The organism is Nocardia sp. NPDC127579 (assembly GCF_042672005.1).
Classification (GTDB): Bacteria; Actinomycetota; Actinomycetes; order Mycobacteriales; family Mycobacteriaceae; genus Nocardia.
Window position 1 is genome coordinate 883609 of the sequence record NZ_JBHXVZ010000001.1, and the last position, 20762, is coordinate 904370.

At 67.5% G+C, this 20762-nt stretch carries 22 protein-coding genes; 6 read left to right on the forward strand and 16 right to left on the reverse strand.

Going from position 1 to position 20762, the window contains the following annotated elements:
• The first annotated feature begins 12 nt into the window (after positions 1-12).
• The gene (locus tag ACFVMC_RS03510; RefSeq protein ID WP_379206479.1) at positions 13-726 is read left to right on the forward strand and encodes a response regulator transcription factor; all 714 of its coding nucleotides are present in this window, start codon (positions 13-15) and stop codon (positions 724-726) included.
• A complete protein-coding gene (locus tag ACFVMC_RS03515) occupies positions 726-2249 on the forward strand; it encodes an ATP-binding protein (RefSeq protein ID WP_379206481.1) in 1524 nt (507 codons plus the stop codon). Before ACFVMC_RS03510 ends, ACFVMC_RS03515 begins: the two co-directional genes overlap by 1 nt.
• Here ACFVMC_RS03515 and ACFVMC_RS03520 read toward each other — a convergent pair.
• The 12 genes from ACFVMC_RS03520 to ACFVMC_RS03575 form a co-directional block, all read right to left on the reverse strand.
• Positions 2246-2743: a h domain protein gene (locus tag ACFVMC_RS03520; protein WP_379206482.1), complete on the reverse strand. Its 498-nt coding sequence runs from the start codon at positions 2741-2743 to the stop codon at positions 2246-2248. The two genes, ACFVMC_RS03515 and ACFVMC_RS03520, sit on opposite strands and share 4 nt — an antisense overlap.
• The gene (locus ACFVMC_RS03525) at positions 2740-3672 is read right to left on the reverse strand and encodes a hypothetical protein (RefSeq protein WP_379206484.1); all 933 of its coding nucleotides are present in this window, start codon (positions 3670-3672) and stop codon (positions 2740-2742) included. Before ACFVMC_RS03525 ends, ACFVMC_RS03520 begins: the two co-directional genes overlap by 4 nt.
• Complete coding sequence (locus ACFVMC_RS03530) at positions 3669-5096, reverse strand: MCE family protein (protein WP_379206486.1); 1428 nt, start codon at positions 5094-5096, stop codon at positions 3669-3671. The genes ACFVMC_RS03525 and ACFVMC_RS03530 overlap by 4 nt, the downstream gene beginning before the upstream one ends.
• Positions 5093-6310, reverse strand: coding sequence for an MCE family protein (locus ACFVMC_RS03535; protein ID WP_379206487.1), 1218 nt, complete (start codon positions 6308-6310; stop codon positions 5093-5095). The genes ACFVMC_RS03530 and ACFVMC_RS03535 overlap by 4 nt, the downstream gene beginning before the upstream one ends.
• A complete protein-coding gene (locus tag ACFVMC_RS03540) occupies positions 6307-7551 on the reverse strand; it encodes an MCE family protein (RefSeq protein ID WP_379206489.1) in 1245 nt (414 codons plus the stop codon). The genes ACFVMC_RS03535 and ACFVMC_RS03540 overlap by 4 nt, the downstream gene beginning before the upstream one ends.
• Positions 7548-8621 carry an MCE family protein gene (locus ACFVMC_RS03545; protein ID WP_379206491.1) on the reverse strand — a complete coding sequence of 358 codons (1074 nt, stop codon included), beginning with the start codon at positions 8619-8621 and terminating at the stop codon, positions 7548-7550. Before ACFVMC_RS03545 ends, ACFVMC_RS03540 begins: the two co-directional genes overlap by 4 nt.
• Positions 8614-9642: an MCE family protein gene (locus tag ACFVMC_RS03550; protein ID WP_379206493.1), complete on the reverse strand. Its 1029-nt coding sequence runs from the start codon at positions 9640-9642 to the stop codon at positions 8614-8616. Before ACFVMC_RS03550 ends, ACFVMC_RS03545 begins: the two co-directional genes overlap by 8 nt.
• The gene (locus tag ACFVMC_RS03555; RefSeq protein WP_379206494.1) at positions 9639-10814 is read right to left on the reverse strand and encodes an MCE family protein; all 1176 of its coding nucleotides are present in this window, start codon (positions 10812-10814) and stop codon (positions 9639-9641) included. Before ACFVMC_RS03555 ends, ACFVMC_RS03550 begins: the two co-directional genes overlap by 4 nt.
• A gap of 4 nt (positions 10815-10818) precedes the next feature.
• A complete protein-coding gene (locus tag ACFVMC_RS03560) occupies positions 10819-11670 on the reverse strand; it encodes an MlaE family ABC transporter permease (protein ID WP_379206496.1) in 852 nt (283 codons plus the stop codon).
• Positions 11671-11674: 4 nt separating this feature from the next.
• The gene (locus ACFVMC_RS03565) at positions 11675-12439 is read right to left on the reverse strand and encodes an MlaE family ABC transporter permease (RefSeq protein WP_379206497.1); all 765 of its coding nucleotides are present in this window, start codon (positions 12437-12439) and stop codon (positions 11675-11677) included.
• A 355-nt stretch (positions 12440-12794) separates the two neighbouring features.
• Positions 12795-13700: a 3-oxoacyl-ACP reductase gene (locus tag ACFVMC_RS03570; protein WP_379206499.1), complete on the reverse strand. Its 906-nt coding sequence runs from the start codon at positions 13698-13700 to the stop codon at positions 12795-12797.
• 44 nt (positions 13701-13744) lie between these two features.
• On the reverse strand, positions 13745-13933 hold the full coding sequence (locus ACFVMC_RS03575; protein WP_379206500.1) for a ferredoxin: 189 nt from the start codon (positions 13931-13933) through the stop codon (positions 13745-13747).
• 153 nt (positions 13934-14086) lie between these two features.
• On the opposite strand from ACFVMC_RS03575, the gene ACFVMC_RS03580 reads away from it, so the two are divergent.
• Positions 14087-15280 (forward strand): acyl-CoA dehydrogenase family protein, encoded by a 1194-nt coding sequence (locus ACFVMC_RS03580; RefSeq protein ID WP_379206502.1) that lies wholly within the window; start codon positions 14087-14089, stop codon positions 15278-15280.
• 16 nt (positions 15281-15296) lie between these two features.
• A complete protein-coding gene (locus ACFVMC_RS03585) occupies positions 15297-16400 on the forward strand; it encodes an acyl-CoA dehydrogenase family protein (RefSeq protein WP_379206504.1) in 1104 nt (367 codons plus the stop codon).
• A gap of 67 nt (positions 16401-16467) precedes the next feature.
• On the opposite strand, the gene ACFVMC_RS03590 is transcribed toward ACFVMC_RS03585, so the two are convergent.
• Positions 16468-16905, reverse strand: a complete 438-nt coding sequence (locus ACFVMC_RS03590; protein ID WP_379206506.1) for a cupin domain-containing protein — start codon at positions 16903-16905, stop codon at positions 16468-16470.
• Between the two features lie 63 nt (positions 16906-16968).
• Between ACFVMC_RS03590 and ACFVMC_RS03595 the strand changes: the two genes are divergently transcribed.
• Together ACFVMC_RS03595 and ACFVMC_RS03600 are read left to right on the forward strand one after the other, a co-directional pair.
• The gene (locus ACFVMC_RS03595; protein WP_379206508.1) at positions 16969-17232 is read left to right on the forward strand and encodes a type II toxin-antitoxin system Phd/YefM family antitoxin; all 264 of its coding nucleotides are present in this window, start codon (positions 16969-16971) and stop codon (positions 17230-17232) included.
• Positions 17229-17498 (forward strand): type II toxin-antitoxin system RelE/ParE family toxin, encoded by a 270-nt coding sequence (locus ACFVMC_RS03600; protein ID WP_379206510.1) that lies wholly within the window; start codon positions 17229-17231, stop codon positions 17496-17498. Before ACFVMC_RS03595 ends, ACFVMC_RS03600 begins: the two co-directional genes overlap by 4 nt.
• A gap of 14 nt (positions 17499-17512) precedes the next feature.
• On the opposite strand, the gene ACFVMC_RS03605 is transcribed toward ACFVMC_RS03600, so the two are convergent.
• The 3 genes from ACFVMC_RS03605 to ACFVMC_RS03615 form a co-directional block, all read right to left on the reverse strand.
• Complete coding sequence (locus ACFVMC_RS03605) at positions 17513-18094, reverse strand: TetR family transcriptional regulator (protein WP_379206512.1); 582 nt, start codon at positions 18092-18094, stop codon at positions 17513-17515.
• A gap of 40 nt (positions 18095-18134) precedes the next feature.
• On the reverse strand, positions 18135-18995 hold the full coding sequence (locus ACFVMC_RS03610) for an acyl-CoA thioesterase domain-containing protein (protein WP_379206514.1): 861 nt from the start codon (positions 18993-18995) through the stop codon (positions 18135-18137).
• Between the two features lie 84 nt (positions 18996-19079).
• Positions 19080-20729 carry an acyl-CoA synthetase gene (locus tag ACFVMC_RS03615; protein WP_379206516.1) on the reverse strand — a complete coding sequence of 550 codons (1650 nt, stop codon included), beginning with the start codon at positions 20727-20729 and terminating at the stop codon, positions 19080-19082.
• Positions 20730-20762 lie beyond the last annotated feature (33 nt).

Here is a 20762-nt window from a genome sequence, read left to right on the forward strand (position 1 = left end):
AGGATGGACGATGTGACTGATTCCGCGGGAGCCGCCCCGGAGGCGCGGGTGCTGGTCGTCGACGACGAGCCGATGATCGTCGAGCTGCTCGCCGTGAGCCTGCGCTACCAGGGCTTCGAGGTGGCGACGGCGGCCGACGGCGCCCAGGCCCTGGATCGGGCCCGAGGCTTCCGGCCGGACGCGCTGATCGTCGATGTGATGATGCCCGGCATCGACGGCTTCGGCCTGCTGCCCCGGCTGCGCGCCGACGGCATCGACGCGCCCGTGCTGTTCCTGACCGCGCGCGACGAGGTGCAGGACAAGGTGGCGGGCCTGACCCTGGGCGCCGACGACTACATCACCAAACCGTTCAGCCTGGAGGAGGTGGTGGCCCGGCTGCGGGTGGTGCTGCGCCGGGCCGGGCACGGCGCACCGGAGCCGGTGAACTCCCGAATCCGCTTCGAGGACATCGAATTGGACGACGACACGCACGAGGTGTGGAAGGCGGGTGCGCCGATTGCCCTGTCCCCCACCGAATTCACGCTGCTGCGCTATTTCATGGTCAACGCGGGCACCGTGCTGAGCAAGCCGCGCATCCTGGATCACGTGTGGCGCTACGACTTCGGCGGTGAGGTCGGGGTGGTGGAGACCTATGTGTCGTATCTGCGGAAGAAGATCGATACCGGTGAGCAGCGGTTGATCCACACCCTGCGCGGTGTGGGATACGTGATGCGGACGCCGCGCTGATGCCCGCCGAACCGGACGCCGCGCGTAAACCCAAGGGACGCAGGGTGGTTCGGCCGCAACCCGGCCGGGCCGGCCGGGCCCGGGCCTGGCTCGGCGACCGGCTCGGCGCGATCCCGCTGCGGGTCACGCTGGTGCTGGCTCTGGTGGCGTTGGCCGCGCTGGGCCTGCTCGCCTCCGGGATGGCCGTCACCTCGGCGTTCGAGCAGTCGCTGCTCAACCAGACCGATCAGCAGCTGCGCGAGGCGGGCATGTCCCGGATGATCGCGCGCCCGGCGCTGCCCCTGCCCAGCGCACCCGATCAGCGTGTGCCGCCCAGCCCCTTCTACATCGTCACCGAGAACCCCAGCGACACCGCGCCGCTGGTGCTGCCGCCCTTCGATGTCAAGGCCCGGCCGGACCTGACCCAGATCCACAGCGGCCGCGCCGAGACCATCGGGTCGCTCGACGATTCACCGGTGCGGTGGCGGGCCCTGACCCTGCGCAAGGGCGAGACGACCACGATCGTCGCCCTGCCGCTCACCCAGAACAACGACACCGTGCAGCGGCTGGTCCGGTTGCAGTTGCTGATCGGCGCGGCCGTGCTCGCGGTGCTGGCGGTGCTGGCCTACTTCGTCATCCAGCGCAGCCTGCGCCCGCTGGGCCGGGTGGAGAACATCGCCGCCGCCATCGCCCGCGGCGACCTGTTCCGCCGGGTCCCGGTGCGCGGCACCAACACCGAGGTCGATCGGCTCTCCCAATCCCTGAACGGGATGCTCACGCAGATCCAGTCCGCGTTCGCCGCCACCGAGGCCTCCGAGGCCGCGGCCCGCGAATCCGAGGCCACCATGCGCCGTTTCGTCGCCGACGCCAGCCACGAACTTCGCACACCGCTGACCACCATCCGGGGGTTCGCGGAACTGTACAAACAAACGGGGATGACAGGAAACCCGTCCGACGACCCGGCCCGCTTCATGGACCGGATCGAGCACGAGGCGCAGCGCATGGGCCTGCTCGTGGAGGACCTGCTGATGCTGGCCCGGCTCGACGCGCAACGCCCACTCGAGCTCGGCCCCGTCGACCTGCTCACCCTGGCCAGCGACGCCGTGCACAATGCCCGGGCCCGCGCCGCCGCCGCCGAGACCCCGGACCGGCGCATCGAACTCGAAATAGCTTCGGGCGAGGGCACACTGGAGATCACCGGCGACGAGATGCGGTTGCGTCAGGTACTGGCCAATCTGGTCGACAACGCCCTGAAGCACACTCCGGCGGACGCGTCGGTCACCGTCGGCCTGACACCCGAATCCGACGAGGTGGTGCTCCGCGTCACCGATACCGGGCCCGGCCTGCCGCCGGCGGCGGCCGCCCGCGTCTTCGAACGCTTCTACCGCACCGACAGCTCACGCACCCGGGCCAGCGGCGGCACCGGCCTCGGCCTGTCCATCGTGCAGGCGCTGGTCACCGCGCACGGCGGTCGGGTGACGGTGCACAGCATCGAAGGGGAAGGGACCACCTTCACCGTCCGGCTGCCCCGGGAACCGGATTAGACCGGCGTCACCGCGTCGACCAGCCAGCGGTCCTCGCTCTTGTCCAGGGCGACCCGCACCCGGCTGCCGGTGGTGGTGCCCTGCGGGGAATCCTTGCTGGTGGTCACCTGATTGAGGAACAGCAGCACCACGGCGTGCTCGGTCTCGGCCGAGACGATGCCGCCCGCCTGCGTGGTGGCGCGGACGGTGAGCTGCTTCTCCTTCGCCCCGGGCGCGATGGCCTGATTGATCAGCTTCAGGTAGTCCGCGCGGAATTTCGGCGAGAGCGCCTCGGCGGCCTTGGGCAGTTCCTTGTCGACGGTGGCGAAATCGTAGGTGAACATGGCGGCGACCGAGCGACCGGCCACATCGACGATCTCGGTGCGCACCTGCTCGGCCTTGCGGTCCTCCCAGTAGCGGTAGCCGTTGAAGCCGATGACGACCAGCGAGGCGGCCACCAGCACCCCGGCGACGACGGCGGCGATCAGGCCGCGGGTTCCCAGTTTCGCGCTCATGCCACGAACTCCACATTCGACGCGGACATTCCCGAATCCGTGCGGTCCACGGTGATCCGGAACCGGTAGAAACGGGTCTGCGGCTCGTTGGAGCCGGCGTTGGTCAGGGTCTGCTTGGCGGCCACCAGCACGATGGCCGAGTCCGCGTCGTCGCTGACCAGTGCGGCCTCGACGATCTCGCCGGTGGAGGCGACCTTGGCCTGCTGCACGATCTCGAGGAACGGGTCGACGCGGCCGTCGAATTCGGTCTTGAACTTGCCCGAGGCGGTGGACAGGATACGGTCCACGTCCTCCTTGGCCGAGTCCGCGCGGATGGTGGTCAGATTCAGCACGGCCTGCCGGGCGGCCTGCACGTATTCGGTGCGGCGGTCCTCCCGGACGCTGTTGCCGTGCACGAGGTAGAACGAGAATCCGGCGGCCGCGACCAGGGCGAGCACCAGTACCGCGCTCGCGGCCAGCGCCACGATCCGGCCGGTGCTCAGGGGGCCGGGGTCCGTGCGGCGGGTGACGAAGTCCGCGGCCGCCGGGATCACCGCGGCTTTCGCGGTCGGCTGCTCGGCCGCGGACGTCTTGCTCAGCGCCACCTCGACGGTGTCCGCCTCGGCTGCGGTTTCCGCTTTCACGGTGTCAACCGCCGCCACGGTGTCCGCCTTGACGGTGTCCGCTTCGGCCGAGGTCTCGGCTTGCACGGTGTCGGCGGATGCCGTCTCGGCGTCTACGGTCTTCGCGGCGGGCTTCTCGGTCGACACCCGCACGGTGTCGGCGGACGGGGCGGTGTCCGCAACCGCGTCCACCGGCTCCGCGCCGCCCTCGACAACGGCGGCACTGGGCACCGTGACCTCGCCGGCCCCGGTCTTCTCGACCGGTGGCCCCGCTGGACGGCCCGCACGCCTGCGCGTGCGGCGGGTGTCGCCGCTGTCCTGGTTCATCGTTGTTGCTCCTCGAACATTGCCTGCCAGCTGGCCGGTACCGCGCCCGATCCGCCGGGCCCGACATCGCCCTGCCGATAGGTTCTACCGTCGGTTCCGATGTACACCCCGGTGTCCGGGTCGTAGGTCCGAGCCGCCGCGGGTGTCTGGCCACCATAGGACGCCGGTGCGACCTGAGTCACGTCCGGGGTTTGCGGATCGGTTGCGGGCTGGGGTGCGGCGTCGTCGCCGAAGGCCGGATTGGTGCCCTCGGGAACGAATCCGGTCCGGCACAGTTCGGGGGTCGGCGCCCGCCGCCCGGGGAACTCCGCGCACGGCGTGTTGCGGATGCCGCGCACACTGATCGGCGAGTCCTGCGGCACCTTGCAGTACAGCCCGGAGGGGCTGTCGATGAACGACAGGTCCGCGGGCGAACGGCGTTGATCGGGCGGCAGGAAGCCGGTGGTGCAGGCGGGCGGATCATTCACCACCGCTTGGAAATCCACCATCGCGCCGTATTTGGCCGGGCCTCGGATAATCGTCTTGAAGGCCGCGATCAGCGGCGGGAAGACGACCAGGATCTGTTCCAGCCCAGCGTGATACGTGACGCCGACCTGGCCCAGGCCGACCAGATTGTTCAGCAGCAGCGGCAGCGTCGGCCGCAGTGATTCGAACTGCGCGCTGACGGTCTGCATGGCCGAGGGCCCATTGCGCAGCAGACCGCGCAGCGCCGGATCATGTTCGCGCAGTTGATCGGTCACCGCCGCGAGATTCTGGGTCCAGGACCGGATCGCGGCATCGGATTCGATCTGGGTATCCAGCAGCGGGCCGATCTGATCGAGCAGTTTCTTGGTCGGCTCGGCGCTGTTGTTCGCCTCCTGGATCAGCAGCGAGGCCGAGTCGATGAAACGTTGCAGATCCGGGCCCGCGCCGTTGAATGCCTGGAAGGCCTCGTCGATGACCTGGCGCAGCCGGGTGTCGGCGACGGTGGACAGCAGCCGGTCGGTCTGGTCGAGCAGACTGCCGACATCCTGGGGCAGCCGGGTGCGATCCTGGTCGATCACCGCGCCGTCGGACAGGTTGCCGCCCTGCGGATTCTGGTTCGGCACCAGATCGACGTACTGCTCACCGATCGCGGACACGCTGCGCACCCATGCCACCACATCGACCGGAACCTTCTGGTCGCTGTCGATGGACAGTTTCGCCTCCACCCCGTCCGTGGTGAGCAGGACCGCCTCGACCTTGCCGATATTGGTCCCGCGGTAGGCGACATTGGCGGTCTCGTAGAGCCCGCCGGTGGCGGCCAAGCGCACCGTGACGTCGTAGCGGCCGATGCCGAGCATGGCCGGCACCCGCACGTACATACCGCCCATGACCACCAGGCCGATCACCGTCAGGATGGCGAAGATGATCAGCTGGGTCCGGACGAAACGCGTCAGCGTCATCGCGGTGCTCCTTCCGGTGCGGGATTCTCCAACGGCACCGTCAGCCCCGGAATCGCGGGCAGACCCGGGATCGCGGGCAGACCGGGAATGGACGGGGTCGGCGACAGCGGCGCGGTGGCCGGATTGCCCCCGTCGGCGGCCGTGGTCGGTGCGAAGCTGCCGACCACGCCTTCGACGCCGCCGAAGCGCCCGCCCAGCGGCGTGCCGGAGAGCCAGTTGCTGTCCAGGCGTTTACCGGTCAGATCCACGGTGATCCACAGGTTCAGATAGTCGCCCTTGATCGCCTTGGTGATGTTCTTCATCGGGAACGGGAAGGTTGGCAGGATCTTCAGCGACTCGATGAGGTTGTTGCCGGTGTCGGCCAGCGTGTTCAGGATGGGTTCCAGATTGGCCAGGTTGGTCTTGAGGTCCTCGCCGCTGACCTGCACGATGCGGTCGGTGACATCGCTGAGTTCGCCGAGCGTGTTGACCGCGTCGGTGATGGTGCGAGTGCGATCGGCCAGCACGGTGAGCGCCGGATGGATCTGGTCGATCGCCTTGCCGATCACGTCGCGCTGGGTGGCCAGCTGCCCGCCCAGATAGTCCAGGCCCTCCATGGCCCGGATGATGTCCGAGGTCTGCTGCTGTAGGCCGGTGGTCAGCGTGTTCAGCTGCGGCAGCAGGTCACGGATGTCGTTCTCGCGGCCGTGCAACGCCGTGTTCAGTTCGCGGGTAATGGTTTCCAGCTGCGAGATGCCGCCGCCGTTGAGCACCACCGACAGCGAGGACAGCACCTGCTCGGTGGTCGGGTAGGCCCCGGCCCGCTCCAGCGGGATGACATCGCCCGCTTTGAGCTGCCCCTGCGGCGCGACCTCGGTCGGCTCGGCCAGCTCGAGATGGTTGCTGCCCAGCAGACTGGTCTGGCCGATCTTGGCGACCGCGTTCGCGGGCAGTCGCACGTCCGGCGCGAGGGCGACGGTGACCAGCGCGTGCCAGCCCTCCACCTCGATCCCGGTGACCGTACCGACCGCCACATCGGCCACCCGAACCGGCGAATTCCGGGTCAGAGTGGTGACATTCGGCATCTGGATGCGCACTTCGTACGCGCCGTCGGCGATATCGGTGCCGGGCAGCGGCACGGAGTTCAGGCCGTCCCATTCGCAACCCGATATCGACAGCGCGATCGCGGCGCCGAGTGCGACCGCCACCAGCCGCCTGCGCGATTTGCCGATCATCGCGTTCCTCCTGGAATGGCAAGTCCGGCAATGTCATCGGGCACCCCGACCTCGGGCGTGGCCGATCCGGCCAGGCTTGGCGGGCTGTACTGGATCTGGTTCGGGAAGGCGTGCACGCCGGTCGCCGGGTTGGTCATGATCGGCGCGTAGTTCATCGCGACCGAACTGATCACCGGCGCGATCATTTCCGCGCACAGCTGCGCCGAACGATCGGAGTCGTTGCTCTCGATGGCGGCGATGGAACCACACAGGAAGCTGAGCGGATCGCGGGGATTGTTCAGCGCGACAGCGCCGCCGAGGGTGCCCTGCGCGGGGCTGTAGATCTGATAGAAGTTCACCAGCGCAGTCGGCCCGGAGTGCAGCACACGCTCGATCTCGGGCCGCTTGTCGATCAGGATCTGGGTGACATTGGCCAGCTTGGACACGCCCTCGGTGAGTTCGGTGCCGCTGCCCTCGATGAACCGCTTCAGATCGGCCAGCGCGACATCCAGATTGTCCAGTCCCGCACCCAGATCGGCGGAGGTGTCGGCGAGCACGTCGGTGACCGAGGCCAGCCGCCCGCCGAACTGCACGATCTGCTCGTTGCTGGCCGAGAGCACCTCGACGAATTTCTGCAGGTTGCGAATGGTGCCGAAGAGGTCGGTGCGGCCGTCCGAGAGCGTGGTCAGGGTCGCGGAGAGTTCGCGCAGGGTGTCGCGGAACTTCTGGCCGTTGCCGTCGAGGTTCTCGGCCGCGGTGTTGAGGAAGCGCCCGAACGAACCCTGCTCGTCGTCGCCGACCGGGCCCAGAGTGGTTGCCAGTTTGGACAATTCGGCCTTGATGTCATCCCATTCGACCGGCACGGCGGTGCGCTGGAGCGGGATCTCGGCGTCGTCGGCCATTTTCGCGCCGCCGGTGTAGGCGGGCGCCAGCTGGATGAAGCGCGCCGACACCAACGACGGGGAGATGATCACCGCTTTGGCCTCGGCCGGTATGTCGATGCCACGGTTCACCGTGATCCGCACCTTCACCTGATCGCGGCCCGGTTCGATGGAGTCGATCTGCCCGACGTTCACCCCGAGGATGCGGACGTCGTCGCCCTCGTAGAGCCCGTTGGTGGACGGGAAGTACGCGGTGATGCTGGTCGTGCCGATCCGGGTGACGCCGGTGTAGACACCGACCGCGACCAGCGCCGCCGCCACAACTCCTGATACCACGAGCACCCAGCGCGGTAATTTCGCGACCTTGTTCTTCAACATCATCGCGGCGGATCCTCTTCTGACGGTTTGATGGTGGTGAAGGGGTTCGGTTCCAGGAACATCTTGCGCAGGTCCTCGGGCAGATGCTGCGGCCAGACCATGGCGTCGGCCAGGACCTGCAACGCCGGTGAGGTGGCGTTGACGACGTAGGCGTTGAACCACGGCCCGCTGCCGACCTGCTCGCCGAGCGCGGCGGCATAGGGCCCGAGATTATCGAGCGCGTCGTTGATGTTCTGCCGGTTGCTCTCGAGCACCGTCAGCACCGAGTTGAGGCGGTCCAGGGTGTTCTTCAGCTGCGGTTCGTTGTCGTTGACCAAGCCGGTCAGCTGCTGGGCGATCCCGTTCACGTTCACGATCAGCTGGCCGATCGCGGATCGTCGGCGATCCAGTTCACCGAGCAGGCTGTTGCCGTCGAGCAGTAGCGCGTTGATCTGGTTGGCACGGTCGGCCAGGATCTTGGTGACGTTCTGCGCCCGGGCCAGCAGCTGGGTGAGTGCTTCGTCGCGGGCGTTGATACTGCGCGACAGTGCCGTCACCCCGTCCAGTGCCGAACGCAGCGGCGCCGGTGTGTCGGCGAAGGTCTCCGACAGCGCGTTCAGGGTCTTGTCGACCTGGGCCATATCCAGGCCCTGCACCGTCGCACCCAATTCGCTGAGCGCGTCGTTCAGCGAATACGGCGAGGTGGTGCGCTCCAGCGGAATCGTGTCCGCGGCCCGCAGCGCGCCGTGCCCGGCGGGCGTCACCTCGAGCGATTTGCGGCCGAGCACCGTGTTCGTCTTGATCGCGGCGGCGGACTTGTCGCCCAGCACGATCGACTCGTCCAGGCTGAATCGGACCAGCACCTTCGCGCCGTCCAGCTCGACCTTGTCGACCTCGCCCGAGCGCACGCCCGCGACCTGTACCTGATCACCCGGCACCAGGCCGCCCGCGTCGGCGAAGTAGGCGGTGAAGGTGGCGCCGCCGCGAATGAACGGCAGCTTGGTGAACTGCAGCGCGCTCAGCGAAACACAGACCGCCACCACGATGCCGACGACGCCGATGGTGATGACCGGAGACTTCTTGCTGTCAGCCATTGCTCGCGCACCTCCCGGTCGTCTGCCCGCCCGGCAGGGTCATTTCGATCGGCTTGCCGTCCGGGCCGTCCACCAGCAGCCAGGTGCCGCAGATGTAGAGCTGGAGGAACGAGCCGTACGCGCCGATCCGGATCAGCTTCTTGTAGGTCTCGGGCAGCTCGCCCAGTACCCACTCCAGGGTGTCGCTGCCGTTGTCGAGGTTGGTGGACAGCCGGCCGAGCCCGCCGATGGTGCCGGCCAGATCCGGTCGCGCCTGGGCGAGCAGATCGGTCAGGTCGCCGGTGGCGCCCGCGATGCGCGGAATCGCATCGCCGATCGGATCCTTGTTCTCGGCCAATCCCGTGATCAGGCGCTGCAATTCGTCCAGCGTGGTGGCGAACTGGTCGCCGCGTTCGTCGATGGTGGCCAGCACCGTGTTGAGGTTGTTGATCACGGTGCCGATCAGTTCGTCGCGCTCGGACAGCGTCTTGGCGAAGGAGCCGCCGCTGTTGAGCAGCGACACCAGCGTGCCGCCCTGTCCCTGGAAGATCTGGAGCAGCGCGTTGGTCAGATCGTTGACCTGCCCCGGATCCAGTCCGCGCAGCAGCGGTTTGAACCCGCCGAGCAGCATGTCCAGATCCAGCGCGGGCGCGGTCTTGTCCGTGCCGATGGTGCCGCCCTCGCGCAGTGCGTCGGTGTCGCCGGGCCCCTCGAGCAATTCCATGTAGCGGTCGCCGACCAGGTTCTCGTACTTGATCGTCGCGCGGGTGCTGCTGAGCAGCCGGTAGCGACGGTCCACGTCGAATTCGACGTGCGCGAGATTGTCCTTACCGACCTTCACCGAGGTGATCGAGCCGACCGGGACACCGGCGATCCGCACCTTCGAACCGGGCAGCATGCCCGAGGAACTGGTGAAGACCGCCTTGTAGCCGTACTCCCGGGAGAACCGCATCTGGCTGAACACGACCACCAGCCCGGCGAAGATCAGCGTCATCACCAGCGTGAAGATCGTCAGTTTGACCGTCGTCGCGGTGTTTCTCACTTCGGCACCCCCGGCAGACCGGAAAACAGGATTTGGAAGACCTTGGGCGGGTTGTCGTGCAGGCGCATCGGTGTCGCGTTCGGCACGTGCGGCGCCCCCTCACTGGTATCGGTGACGATGTAGGGCGCGTGGCTCTCCGGCACCCGGTTGTTCACGCCTTCGCAGTGCGGTCCGCCGGTGGCGTTCACCTTGGGCAGGTCATCCGGATAGGTGTACGGCTTGGAACCCATCTGGAAGTTGGTGTTCATACCGACGCCGTCGTACATACCGCCGAAGATCTGGTCCGCCAGCGGCATCATCTCGCCGATCGCGTTGATCAGGCATTCGGTGCCCTCGTTGTAGTCGTAGAGCAACTGCACCGTCGGCGTCATCAGATCCAGCGCGGTGATCAGGCGGGACTCGTTGTCCCGCAACAGCGAACCGGTGGTGTCGGCCAGGCCGATCACATTGGTCAGCACCTCGTCGACGTTGCCCGCCTCCTCGGCGAAGGTTCGGCTGGTCGTGGTGGCGTTGTCCAGCGTGCGGAGCAGATCCCCCGCGGTGTCGCCGTAGATGCCGGTGACGGTGGCGGTCTTGTCGAGATCCGTTTGCAGCGTGGGCAGATACGGATTCAGGTCCTTCAGATAGGTATTGCTGGTCGTGAGCAGTTCACCCAGCTTCTCGCCCCGGCCCCCCAGCGCGGTGCCGAGCGCGGCCATGGTCGCGTTGAGCTTGTCCGGCTCCACCTTGGCCAGCAGGTCGGACAGGTGCTGGAACAGGGTATTGAATTCGACCGTCACCTTGGAGCCTGCGATCACCGCACCCGGCTTCAGGGCGGTCTTCGACGGCTGATCCGGCAGGACGAAGTTCACGTACTTGGCGCCGAAGACGGTGGTGGAACGAATGTCCACGCCCACGTTCTCGGGCACCAGCTTCAGCTTGTCGGGGTCGATCTCGAGCCGCAGCCGCGAGGCGTCGTCGGCGTGATCGACCGAGGCGACCCGGCCGATCTCGACGCCGCGCACCTTCACCTTCGCATCGATGTCGAGCACCAGGCCGCTGCGCGGCGCGGTCACGGTGACGGTCTCGGTGGTGGTGAATCCACCGACGAACATGACCATCGCCACCGCGACCAGGGCGGCCAGCGTGAGCACCATTGCGGCGCCAGCCAATTTCAGCTTCATTGTTCCCATACCGCTATCCGGAGAGATGGAAGTTGCCGGAGGTGCCGTAGATGGCAAGCGACACCAGCAGCGTCACCGTGACCACCGCGACCAGCGAGGCGCGCACCGCGTTGCCGACCGCGATGCCGACGCCCACCGGGCCGCCCGCGGCCGTATAGCCGTAGTAGGTGTGAATCATCATGACCGCCAAGGCCATCAGGATCGCCTGCGCGAACGACCAGAGGATGTCGCTGGGGATAAGAAAGGTGGAGAAGTAGTGGTCGTAGACGCCCGCCGACTGCCCGTAGATGACCACGGTGGCGAAGCGCGCGGCCATGAACGAGGCGATCACCGCGAGCGCGTAGAGCGGGATGATCGCGATCATCCCGGCCAGCACCCGGGTGGCGACCAGGTACGGCACCGGCCGGATGGCCATGGTCTCGAGTGCGTCGATCTCCTCGGAGACCCGCATGGCGCCCAGTTGCGCGGTGGACCCGGCGCCGATGGTGGCGGCCAGGCCGACGCCCGAGATCACCGGCGCCGCGATCCGCACGTTGATGAATGCCGAGAAGAAGCCGGTCAGGGCCTCGACGCCGATATTGCCGAGCGAGCTGTAGCCCTGCACCGCGATGGTGCCGCCGGCGAACAGCGTCAGGAAGCCGACGATCACGACGGTGCCGCCGATCACGGCGAGGGCGCCGGTGCCCATGCTGATCTCGGCGATCAAGCGGATGGTTTCGGTGCGGTAGTGCACCAGCGCCCGTGGCAGCGCCGCCACGGTCTCGCCGTAGAACATCGCCTGTTTGCCGACCGAGTCCAGCGAGTCGGAGAAGCGCTTGGCGCGGCGCACGGTCTTGGGGAACCGGGAGCTGATCACGAAGGCCATCGGATCACCGCGCCCCGAGCTTGACGCTGACCGCGGTCGCGACCACGTTCACCACGAACAGCGCCATGAACGCGAAGACAACGGTCTGGTTCACCGCATCACCGACACTCTTGGGTCCGCCTTTGACGTTCAGGCCGAGGTAGCAGGCCACCAGCCCGGCGATCAGCCCGAACAGCCCGGCCTTCACCTCGGAGATGATCAGCTCGGGCAGGTTGGTCAACAGCGTGATGCCGTTGACGAAGGAACCGGGGTTGACGTCCTGGAGGTAGACCGAGAACAGGAAGCCGCCGACGATGCCGATGGTGCAGACCAGGCTGTTCAGCATCAGGGCGACGAACAGCGAGGCCAGGATCCGGGGTACGACCAGACGGTGGATCGGGTCGATGCCGAGCACCCGCATGGCGTCGATTTCCTCGCGGATGGTGCGAGCGCCGAGGTCCGCGCAGATCGCGGTGGCGCCGGCGCCGGCCACGACCAGCACGGTGACGATCGGGCCGACCTGTGTGACGGCACCGAATGCCGCGCCCGCTCCGCTGAGATCGGCGGCGCCGATCTCGCGGAGCAGGATGTTCAGCGTGAAGCTCACCAGAACGGTGAACGGAATCGCGACCAGCAGGGTCGGCACGATCGAGACGCGCGCGATGAACCAGGACTGATCGATGAACTCACGCGCTTGAAAGGGCCTGCGAATGCTCGCCCGGGCTACATCGGCGACAAGTTCGAAGAACCCCCCGACGGCCCGCAACGGCACGGCAAGGACCTCGTTCATTCGCGATCCTCCTTGCTCAACGTGCTCGTATTGCTGACGGCACGGCCCCACCCAGGAGGCCGCATCGCCGGATTGATTAGAACATGTTCACTTACAGGCCGTGAGGTTTTGGTCACTTTCCAGCTGCACTTTTCCCCAAACCCTGCCTCTGCACTTGCAACGTGTGTCAGTTCTGTCCGCTTCGACCGTTGTGAGCCGTCACACACGTTGACTCACATGTCTAACAAAGTCGATCGCCGTGATCAACAATTGGACAGATGATCAGGTCGGGATGGCCGCTCCTGCCAACCATCGGCAACCCACACCGGGCCGCCCGGCGGGTGCGCATCGGCACTCCGCCCAGCCCTTTTGTGCTTTATCCCAACTCGCGCAGCGCGGGACCCGCCGAGAAGGTGCGGTCCGCCGGACGGTCGGCGAAGTAGCCGCCGAGCGCGGCCGCGAGCCCCTCCGGGCTCCACTCGGCGCCCTCGGCGTCGAACCGCTGCTCCACCACCGGGGCCGCCATCAGCGCGACCATCGGCCCGTAGACGACGAAGAGCTGACCATTGACCGACTCGGCCGCCGGTGCGGCCAGATAGGCCACCAGCCGCGCGACATGCTCCGGGGACAGCGGATCCACATCGCCCTCCGGCGCCGCCGCGAACACGGCCTCGGTCATCTTGGTGCGGGCCCGCGGCGCGATCGCGTTGGCGCGAACGCCGTATCGGGACAGGCCGCGCGCGGCCGAGAGCGTCAGCGCGGTGATGCCCGCCTTGGCGGCGCCGTAGTTGGCCTGCCCCTCCGGGCCGAGCAGACCCGCCTCGGACGAGGTGTTGATCAGGCGGCCGTAAACCGGCGCGCCGGCGGCCTTGGACTTGGCCCGCCAGTACGCGGCGGCATTGCGCGACAGCAGGAAGTGGCCGCGCAGATGCACGGCGAGCACCGCGTCGAAGTCCTCGTCGGACATGTTGAACAGCATCCGGTCGCGGGTGATACCCGCGTTGTTGACCACGATGTCGACACTGCCGAACGATTCCTGCGCGGTGCGCAGCAGCGCGTCGGCGGTCTCGCGTTCGGCGATGCTGCCCGCGACGAACTCCGCCTTCGCGCCCAGCGCCCGGATCTCGGCGAGGGTCTCGGCGACGACATCGGTCTCGGCCAGATCATTGACCACGACGGACGCGCCCGCGGCGGCCAAGGCGAGCGCCTCGGCCTTACCCAGCCCGGCACCGGACCCGGTGACGATCGCGACTTTTCCGGCCAAGTTAAGTTCGTTGCTCACCGGGCCGACTTTAGAACGTGTTCCAGCTAACTGGCAAGCATCGATCAGAGGAGTTTCAGCGCGGCCTTCGGGCACTGCGCGACGGCATCCCTGACCACCTCGAGCTGGTCGGCGGGTACGTCGTCGACGAGCACGTGCAGCTGGTCCTCGTCATCGAGTTCGAACACGTCGGGGGCGAATCCGACACAGATTCCGTTCGCTTCACACTGGTCGAAATCGACTGCGACCTTCATGATTACTCCTTCGCTCGAGCCTCGCTCGAAGCCTATAGGCGATACCGGAGGGCTGCCGGGCATCGCACGAATCAGAACTCAATACTGGAACATGTTTCAGTCGATATGCAATCATCGGGGATAACTGGACTAGTCGAAGGCCGAGGTATAGCCATGCGCATCGCGTACACGCCGCAGCAGGAGGAGCTTCGCGCCGAACTGCGCGACTACTTCGCGCGGCTCATCACTCCCGAGCGCCGGGCGGCGCTCAGCTCCACCACCGGCGAGTACGGCGAGGGCAATGTCTATCGCGAAGTCGTCCAGCAGATGGGCAAGGACGGCTGGCTCACCATGGCCTGGCCCAAAGAGTACGGCGGCCAGGACCGTACGACAATGGACCAGTTGATCTTCACCGACGAGGCCGCTATCGCGGGCGCTCCGGTGCCGTTCCTGACCATCAACTCGGTCGCGCCGACGATCATGCACTACGGCAGCGAGGAGCAGAAGAAGTTCTTCCTGCCGAAGATCGCCGCGGGCGAATTGCATTTCGCCATCGGCTATTCCGAACCCGGCTCGGGCACCGACCTGGCCAGCCTGCGCACCTCCGCCGTGCGCGACGGCGACGACTACGTGATCAACGGCCAGAAGATGTGGACCAGCCTGATCGCCTACGCCGACTACGTGTGGCTGGCCGTGCGCACCGACCCGAACGCCAAGAAGCACAAGGGCATCAGCATGCTCATCGTGCCGACCAGCGCGGAAGGCTTCTCCTGGACCCCGGTGCACACCATGGCGGGCCCGGACACCAGCGCCACCTACTACCAGGACGTGCGCGTGCCGGTGAGCTCGCTGGTCGGCCCCGAGAACGGCGGCTGGTCGCTGGTCACCAACCAGCTCAACCACGAGCGCGTCGCGCTCACCTCGGCCGGCCCGCTGCTGGTGGCGCTGAACCAGACCATCGAGTGGGCACGAGAAACCAAGGCCGCCAACGGTGATCGCGTCATCGACCAGGAATGGGTGCGGGTCAACCTGGCCAAGGTCTACGCCAAGGTGGAGTACCTGAAGCTGCTGAACTGGCAGGTCGCCAGCGGCGCCGACCAGGGCGGCGAGGCCGCGCCGAAGATGTGGGACGCCTCCACCTGCAAGGTCTACGGCACCGAACTCGCCACCGAGGCCTACCGGCTGCTCATGGAGGTCCTCGGGCCGCAGGCCTACCTGCGCCAGGACTCCCCCGGCGCCGAGCTGCGCGGCCGGCTGGAGCGCTTCCACCGGGCCGCGCTGATCCTGACCTTCGGCGGCGGCACCAACGAAGTCCAGCGCGACATCATCGCCATGACCGCGCTGCAGCAGCCCGCCTCCGCACGTTGAGAACAGGGGAACAACAATGGATTTCACTCCCACCGAGGCCCAGAACGATCTGGCCGGACTGACCGCGGAGGTCTGCGGCAAGCTGGTCACCGCCGACCGCCTGCGCGAGCTCGATGCCGAGGGCCGCTTCGACGCGACCCTGTGGAACTCGCTCGCCGAGACCGGGATTCTCGCGGCCGCGCTGCCGGAGTCCCTGGGCGGTGGCGGTTTCGGCATGCTCGAGCAGACCTCGGTGCTGCGCGAGCTCGGCAAGGCCGTCGCGGCCGTGCCGTACCTGTCCTCGATCGTGGTGGGCGCGGGCGCGCTGGCCACGTATGGTTCGGCGGCACAGCAGGATTGGGCCCGCAAGGCCGCGACCGGCGAGGTCGTCCTCACCGCCGCGCTGGCCGAGGTGCACAACTGGGAGCCCACCGCGCCCACCACCGTCGCGCGCGAAGCCGACGGCGGCTGGCGGCTGGTCGGCGCCAAGACCACCGTGCCCTACGCCGACCGCGCCGCCCGAATCCTGGTGCCCGCCACCGTGTCCGGGGCCGCGGCCGTGTTCCTGGTCGACCCGACTGATGCTTCGGTGACGCTGACCGGTCAGCGTGTGGTCGACTTCAGCGCCGAGTTCGAGGTCGAATTGCACGACACCCCGGCCGAATTGGTCGGCACGGTGGAGTCGGGCACGGAAATCCTGGATTGGCTGCTGACCCGCGCCTGGGTCGGCCTGGCCGCCCAGCAGCTCGGCACCCTGGACCGGGCGCTGGAGCTGGTCGCCGACTATGCCCGGGAGCGCGAGCAATTCGGCAAGCCGATCGGCGCGTTCCAGGCCGTGGCCCAGCGGCTGGCCGATGCCTACATCGACGTGCAGGGCCTGCGCCTGGCCGTCACCCAGGCCGCCTGGCGGCTGTCGGAGGGCCTGCCCAGCGCCGAAGCGGTGCACACCGCCAAGTTCTGGGCCGCCGATGCCGGCCACCGGGTCGCCCACACCGTCGTCCACGTGCACGGCGGCGTCGGCATCGACCGCGACCACATCGTGCACAACTACTTCACCGCCGCCAAACACAACGAGTTCGCCCTCGGCACCGGAATCGACCACCTGCGCGCCCTCGGCGCCACCCTGGCCGACCCGGCCTGACCCGTCTCCGCAACGGCCCGGCAGCCACCGCTGCCGGGCCGTTGCGCGTCCGCGGCGGGTTACGTTGTCACGCAGCGTGATCCGGTGCAGGCAACCAGCGCCGTTCCCGGCCGAGGCGGCGAGCGAGGCGGGCCAGACCGCCCAGCACCAGGCGCTGGAGCCAGACGGGAATGCCGCCGAGATAGCCGTCCTGGTAGTCCCAGAGCAGCCCGAGCGCGAGTGGGTTACGCGGAATGCCGCCCCGGGTGGTCTTCCCGGCCGCGTCGAGGGATTGCCAGAGCTGGAACATCTCCCAGTGCCGCAGCGGCGGCCGGATCTCGTGATCGAGGACGGTATCGGGCGCCTCGGACCAGAACTCGTGCACCGCACCGGCCGGCGCGGCGGCGGAATCCCCTTCACCTGCCAGCACTTCCGCACCGTCGATCCGAAAACGCACCCGGCCGCGGCGGATGGTCCAGGCTTCGGCGAGCACGGGATGCCAGTGCGGCCCGGCCTGATTCCCCATCGTCGGCGTATCCGCCTCGCGACGAGCAAGCCTTGTGTACGCATGAAGTGTACACTTGCTGGCATGACCGACATCGTTACCGTCCGAGAACTACGTGCCGCGCTGGCCAAGACCCTCGACGCCGCCGCCCAGGGCGAGACCACGATCGTGACCCGCGATGGGCACCCGGTAGCAGCGATGGTGCCGGTCTCGATGCTCAAGGCGCTGGAGGATTGGGAGGATGAGCGCCTGGCGGAAATCGCCAAGCACCGATACGAGACCTACAAGGGTGAAGGCGCCATCAACCTCACCGACATGTTCGCCGAGATCCTGGACGAACCCCAATGAAGTACCGGTTCGAGTTCACCCCGGAAGCACAACAGGACATCCGTAATATCCCCAAACCGGACGCGATTCGCCTACTGCAGAAGCTTGCCCTCCTCGGCGACGACCCGCACGCTCCGAACAACGCGGTCAAGCCATTGACCGGAGAGTTCAAAGGTTTCTATCGCCTCCGCTACGGCGATTACCGGGCGATCTATCGAATCGAGGATGGTCGGCTCGTAATCCTGGTAATCGCCGCCGGTGGCCGCGATGTCGTCTACGACCGCTAGGGACGAGTGCCCGATCAGGCCGGGGTCGAGGTCAGGTAGTGCTGGAGGGTCGGGGCGATGTCGGCGACGATCTGGTCGGTGGTCATGACCAGGACGGGCGGTAGTTGCAGGATGTAACGGCACAGGGCCAGGCCGAGGAGTTGGGTGGCGATGAGCCCGCTGCGGCGCGGGGCGTCGGCAGGGTCGCCGACCCGCAGGACGGCGGGCAGCACCTGCTCGGCGAAGACGGCGCGCGCACGGCCCGCGAGCACCTCGTCGGTGATCGCGGTGCGCAGCAGGGTGAGCATCACCTCGTTGCCGGGCGGTTGCTCCCACACCTCGAGGAAGCGGCGAATCAGCAACTCGCCCATGGTGTCCGGCTCGGCGGCGGACAGGTCGGGCAGATCCAGGTAGATGTCCACGGCAGCCGCGAACAAACCCTCCTTGTTGCCGAAGTACCGCATGACCATGGACGGATCGATCTCCGCGTCGGCGGCGATGGCGCGAATGGTCGCCTTGCGGAAACCCTCGGCCGCGAAGCGGGCGCGGCCGGCCTCGAGAATGGCGGCGCGGGTCGCATCGGAGCGGCGCACAGGCTGATCAGGCTCGACGGTCATGTCAACGACTGTAGGCCAACAAGCGTTGGCGTCCAAGCGGCTACTGCGCCAACCGCTCCGAGGGATGCCGATAGCCTTTGCCGAAATTCACCGCGCGCTGCGCGTTCGCCAGCGCCGTCACCACACAGGTACCGAACGCGCCGCGGCGATCGAACAGCGTGGCGCTACCGACGGCGACACCGTCGGCGCTGAGATGATTGTCGGCTTCCAGGCCGATCTCCAACCCCTCACCCGGACGGGTCAGGGCGAGCGTCAGGTCGGCATTGATGAACCCGACGCCCTCCTCGCTCCAATTGGTCAGCAGACTGGTCGACTCGCCGATGATGGCGGCGCCCACGAACGGCGACGGCGCCTCACCCAGCACCGCCGAGATCGGCGCCTGCCACAGCTTCTTGTGCCCGCTGTTCTGATGATCGCCGATCCGGCCGGTCCAGCCGTCGGGGCGGCCGTTCGAATTCCACAGCGGCACGGTGGGCCCGTCGGCGGGCGGCACCTCCGGGGGCACCGGCGCCGCGTCGCGGGTCCAGCGCTCCCCCGGCGGCTGCTCGGACAGCTTCAGGAAGACCGCGGTCGCCCGCGCCATATCCTGCTCGCCCTGCCGGAAGACCGCGTCGGCCACCACGATTCGATTGCCCTCGCGCACCACCGAGGTCAGCACCGTGGTCGTCGCCTTCTGCGGCGGCCGGAACATGTCGACGGTCAGCCGCGACGGCAGAAAACCCGCGGGACAGTGCGCGTTCTCCAGGGCCCGCGCCAGCAGTCCGCACACGGCCGGACCATTGATCATGGTCGGCGACCAGGCGCTGTTGGCGAACGGCAGCGGCTCGAACCCGTCGGCCGTGGCCTCGAAAAAGGCCAGCGGAGGCATATCCGCGTCCGGGAACGCCTGCGAGGTAGCCAATACGGTCTCCTTTGTCCGTGCAGCGACAGCGAACAGGGGCCGCCGCTCACGCGGCGACCCCTGCCCGGTGATCCTTAGCCGAACTTACTTGCCACTGGCTTCGGCGTGCTCATCGGCCGGGCGTGCCTCGGTCTGCTCCTTGGCCCAGCGGTAATCCGGCTTGCCCGCCGGGGACCGCTTGATCTCGTCGACGAACCACAGGCTGCGCGGCAACTTGTAGGCCGAGATCTCCTTGGTCAGGATCGGCCGCAGCTCCTCGAGCGTCGGGCGCTTGGTGCCGCGGCACTGCACGACCGCGGTGACCCGCTGCCCCCAGCGCTCGTCCGCCACGCCGACGACCAGCGCGTCGAAGATCTCGGGGTGCATCTTGAGCGCGCCCTCGACCTCCTCCGGGTAGATCTTCTCGCCGCCGCTGTTGATGCTGACCGACCCGCGGCCGAGCATGGTGACGGTGCCGTCCTCCTCTACCCGGGCGAAGTCGCCGGGGATGGAGTAGCGAACGCCGTGGAACTCCTTGAACGTCGCCTTGGTCTTGACCTCGTCGCCGTAGTAGCCGAGCGGGATGTGCCCCTTGCGCGCGAGGAAGCCGATCTGGCCGGAGCCCGGCTGCACCGGGTTGCCGTCATCGTCGAGCACCTCGGTGGAGGCGTCGATCTTCACGCGCGGGCCGCCGGTGTGGGTCTGCCCCTTGGCGACCACGGCCAGGCCACCGAAACCGGTCTCCGAGGAGCCGATCGAGTCGGTGATCATGGTGTTGGGCAGTTCCTCCATGAACTGGTCCTTGAGCGTGGGCGAGAACAGCGCCGCGCTCGAGGCCATCGCCCACAGGTTCGAATGCTTGTAGGGTTCACCGGTTTCCGGGTTGCCCTCGCGCAGCGCGTCCAGCATCGGGCGGGCCATGGCGTCACCGGTGATGAAGATCAGGTTCACGGTGTGCTTGTCGATGGCCTGCCACACGTGATGGCCGCTGAACTCGGGCAGCATGATCGCCTTGCCGCCGTCGAAGAGCGCGTGGAACACCGCACACTGGGAGCCACCGTGGATCAGCGGCGGGATCGGGTAGCGCACCAGCTGCGCGTTGCCCGCGCCGGTCTTGGCCTGCTGCCACTCGTCCTCGATCCGATCGCCGGTGACGAAGTTGATGCCGCCGCCGAGCACCCGCCACCAGTCCTCCTGACGCCACATGACGCCCTTGGGCAGGCCGGTGGTGCCGCCGGTGTAGAGCATGAAGATGTCGTCGCCGGAGCGTTCGCCGAAGTCACGCTCGCCCGAGGACTCCGCGAGCACGGTGGCGTATTCCACCGAATCCGCTGCGGTCGGTACGGTTGCGGCCGTATCGTCGTCGACGACGATGACAGTTCCAAGCTTGGGGGTGTTCGGCCGCACCGCGGCCACCTTGTCGCTGTAGCGGCGCTCGTGGATCAGCGCGACCATATCCGAGTTGTCGAAGATATATTGCAACTCGTTCTCGACGTATCGGTAGTTCACGTTGATCAGCACCGCGCGGGCCTTGAAGACCGCCACCATGGCGATCACGGCCTCGATCGTGTTGCGCGAGTACAGGCCCACCTTGTCGCCCTGCTGGACACCGTGTTCCAGCAGGTAGTGGGCGAGTTTGTTGGCCCGCTCCTCGAGCTGGGCGTAAGTCACCTCGCGGTCGTCGTCGACCAGCGCGACGCGATCCGGCATGAGGTCGATGGCGTGTTCGACAAGGTCCGCTATGTTGTAACTCACAGCCCTAAAATAGAACGTGTTACTGTTCCTGGC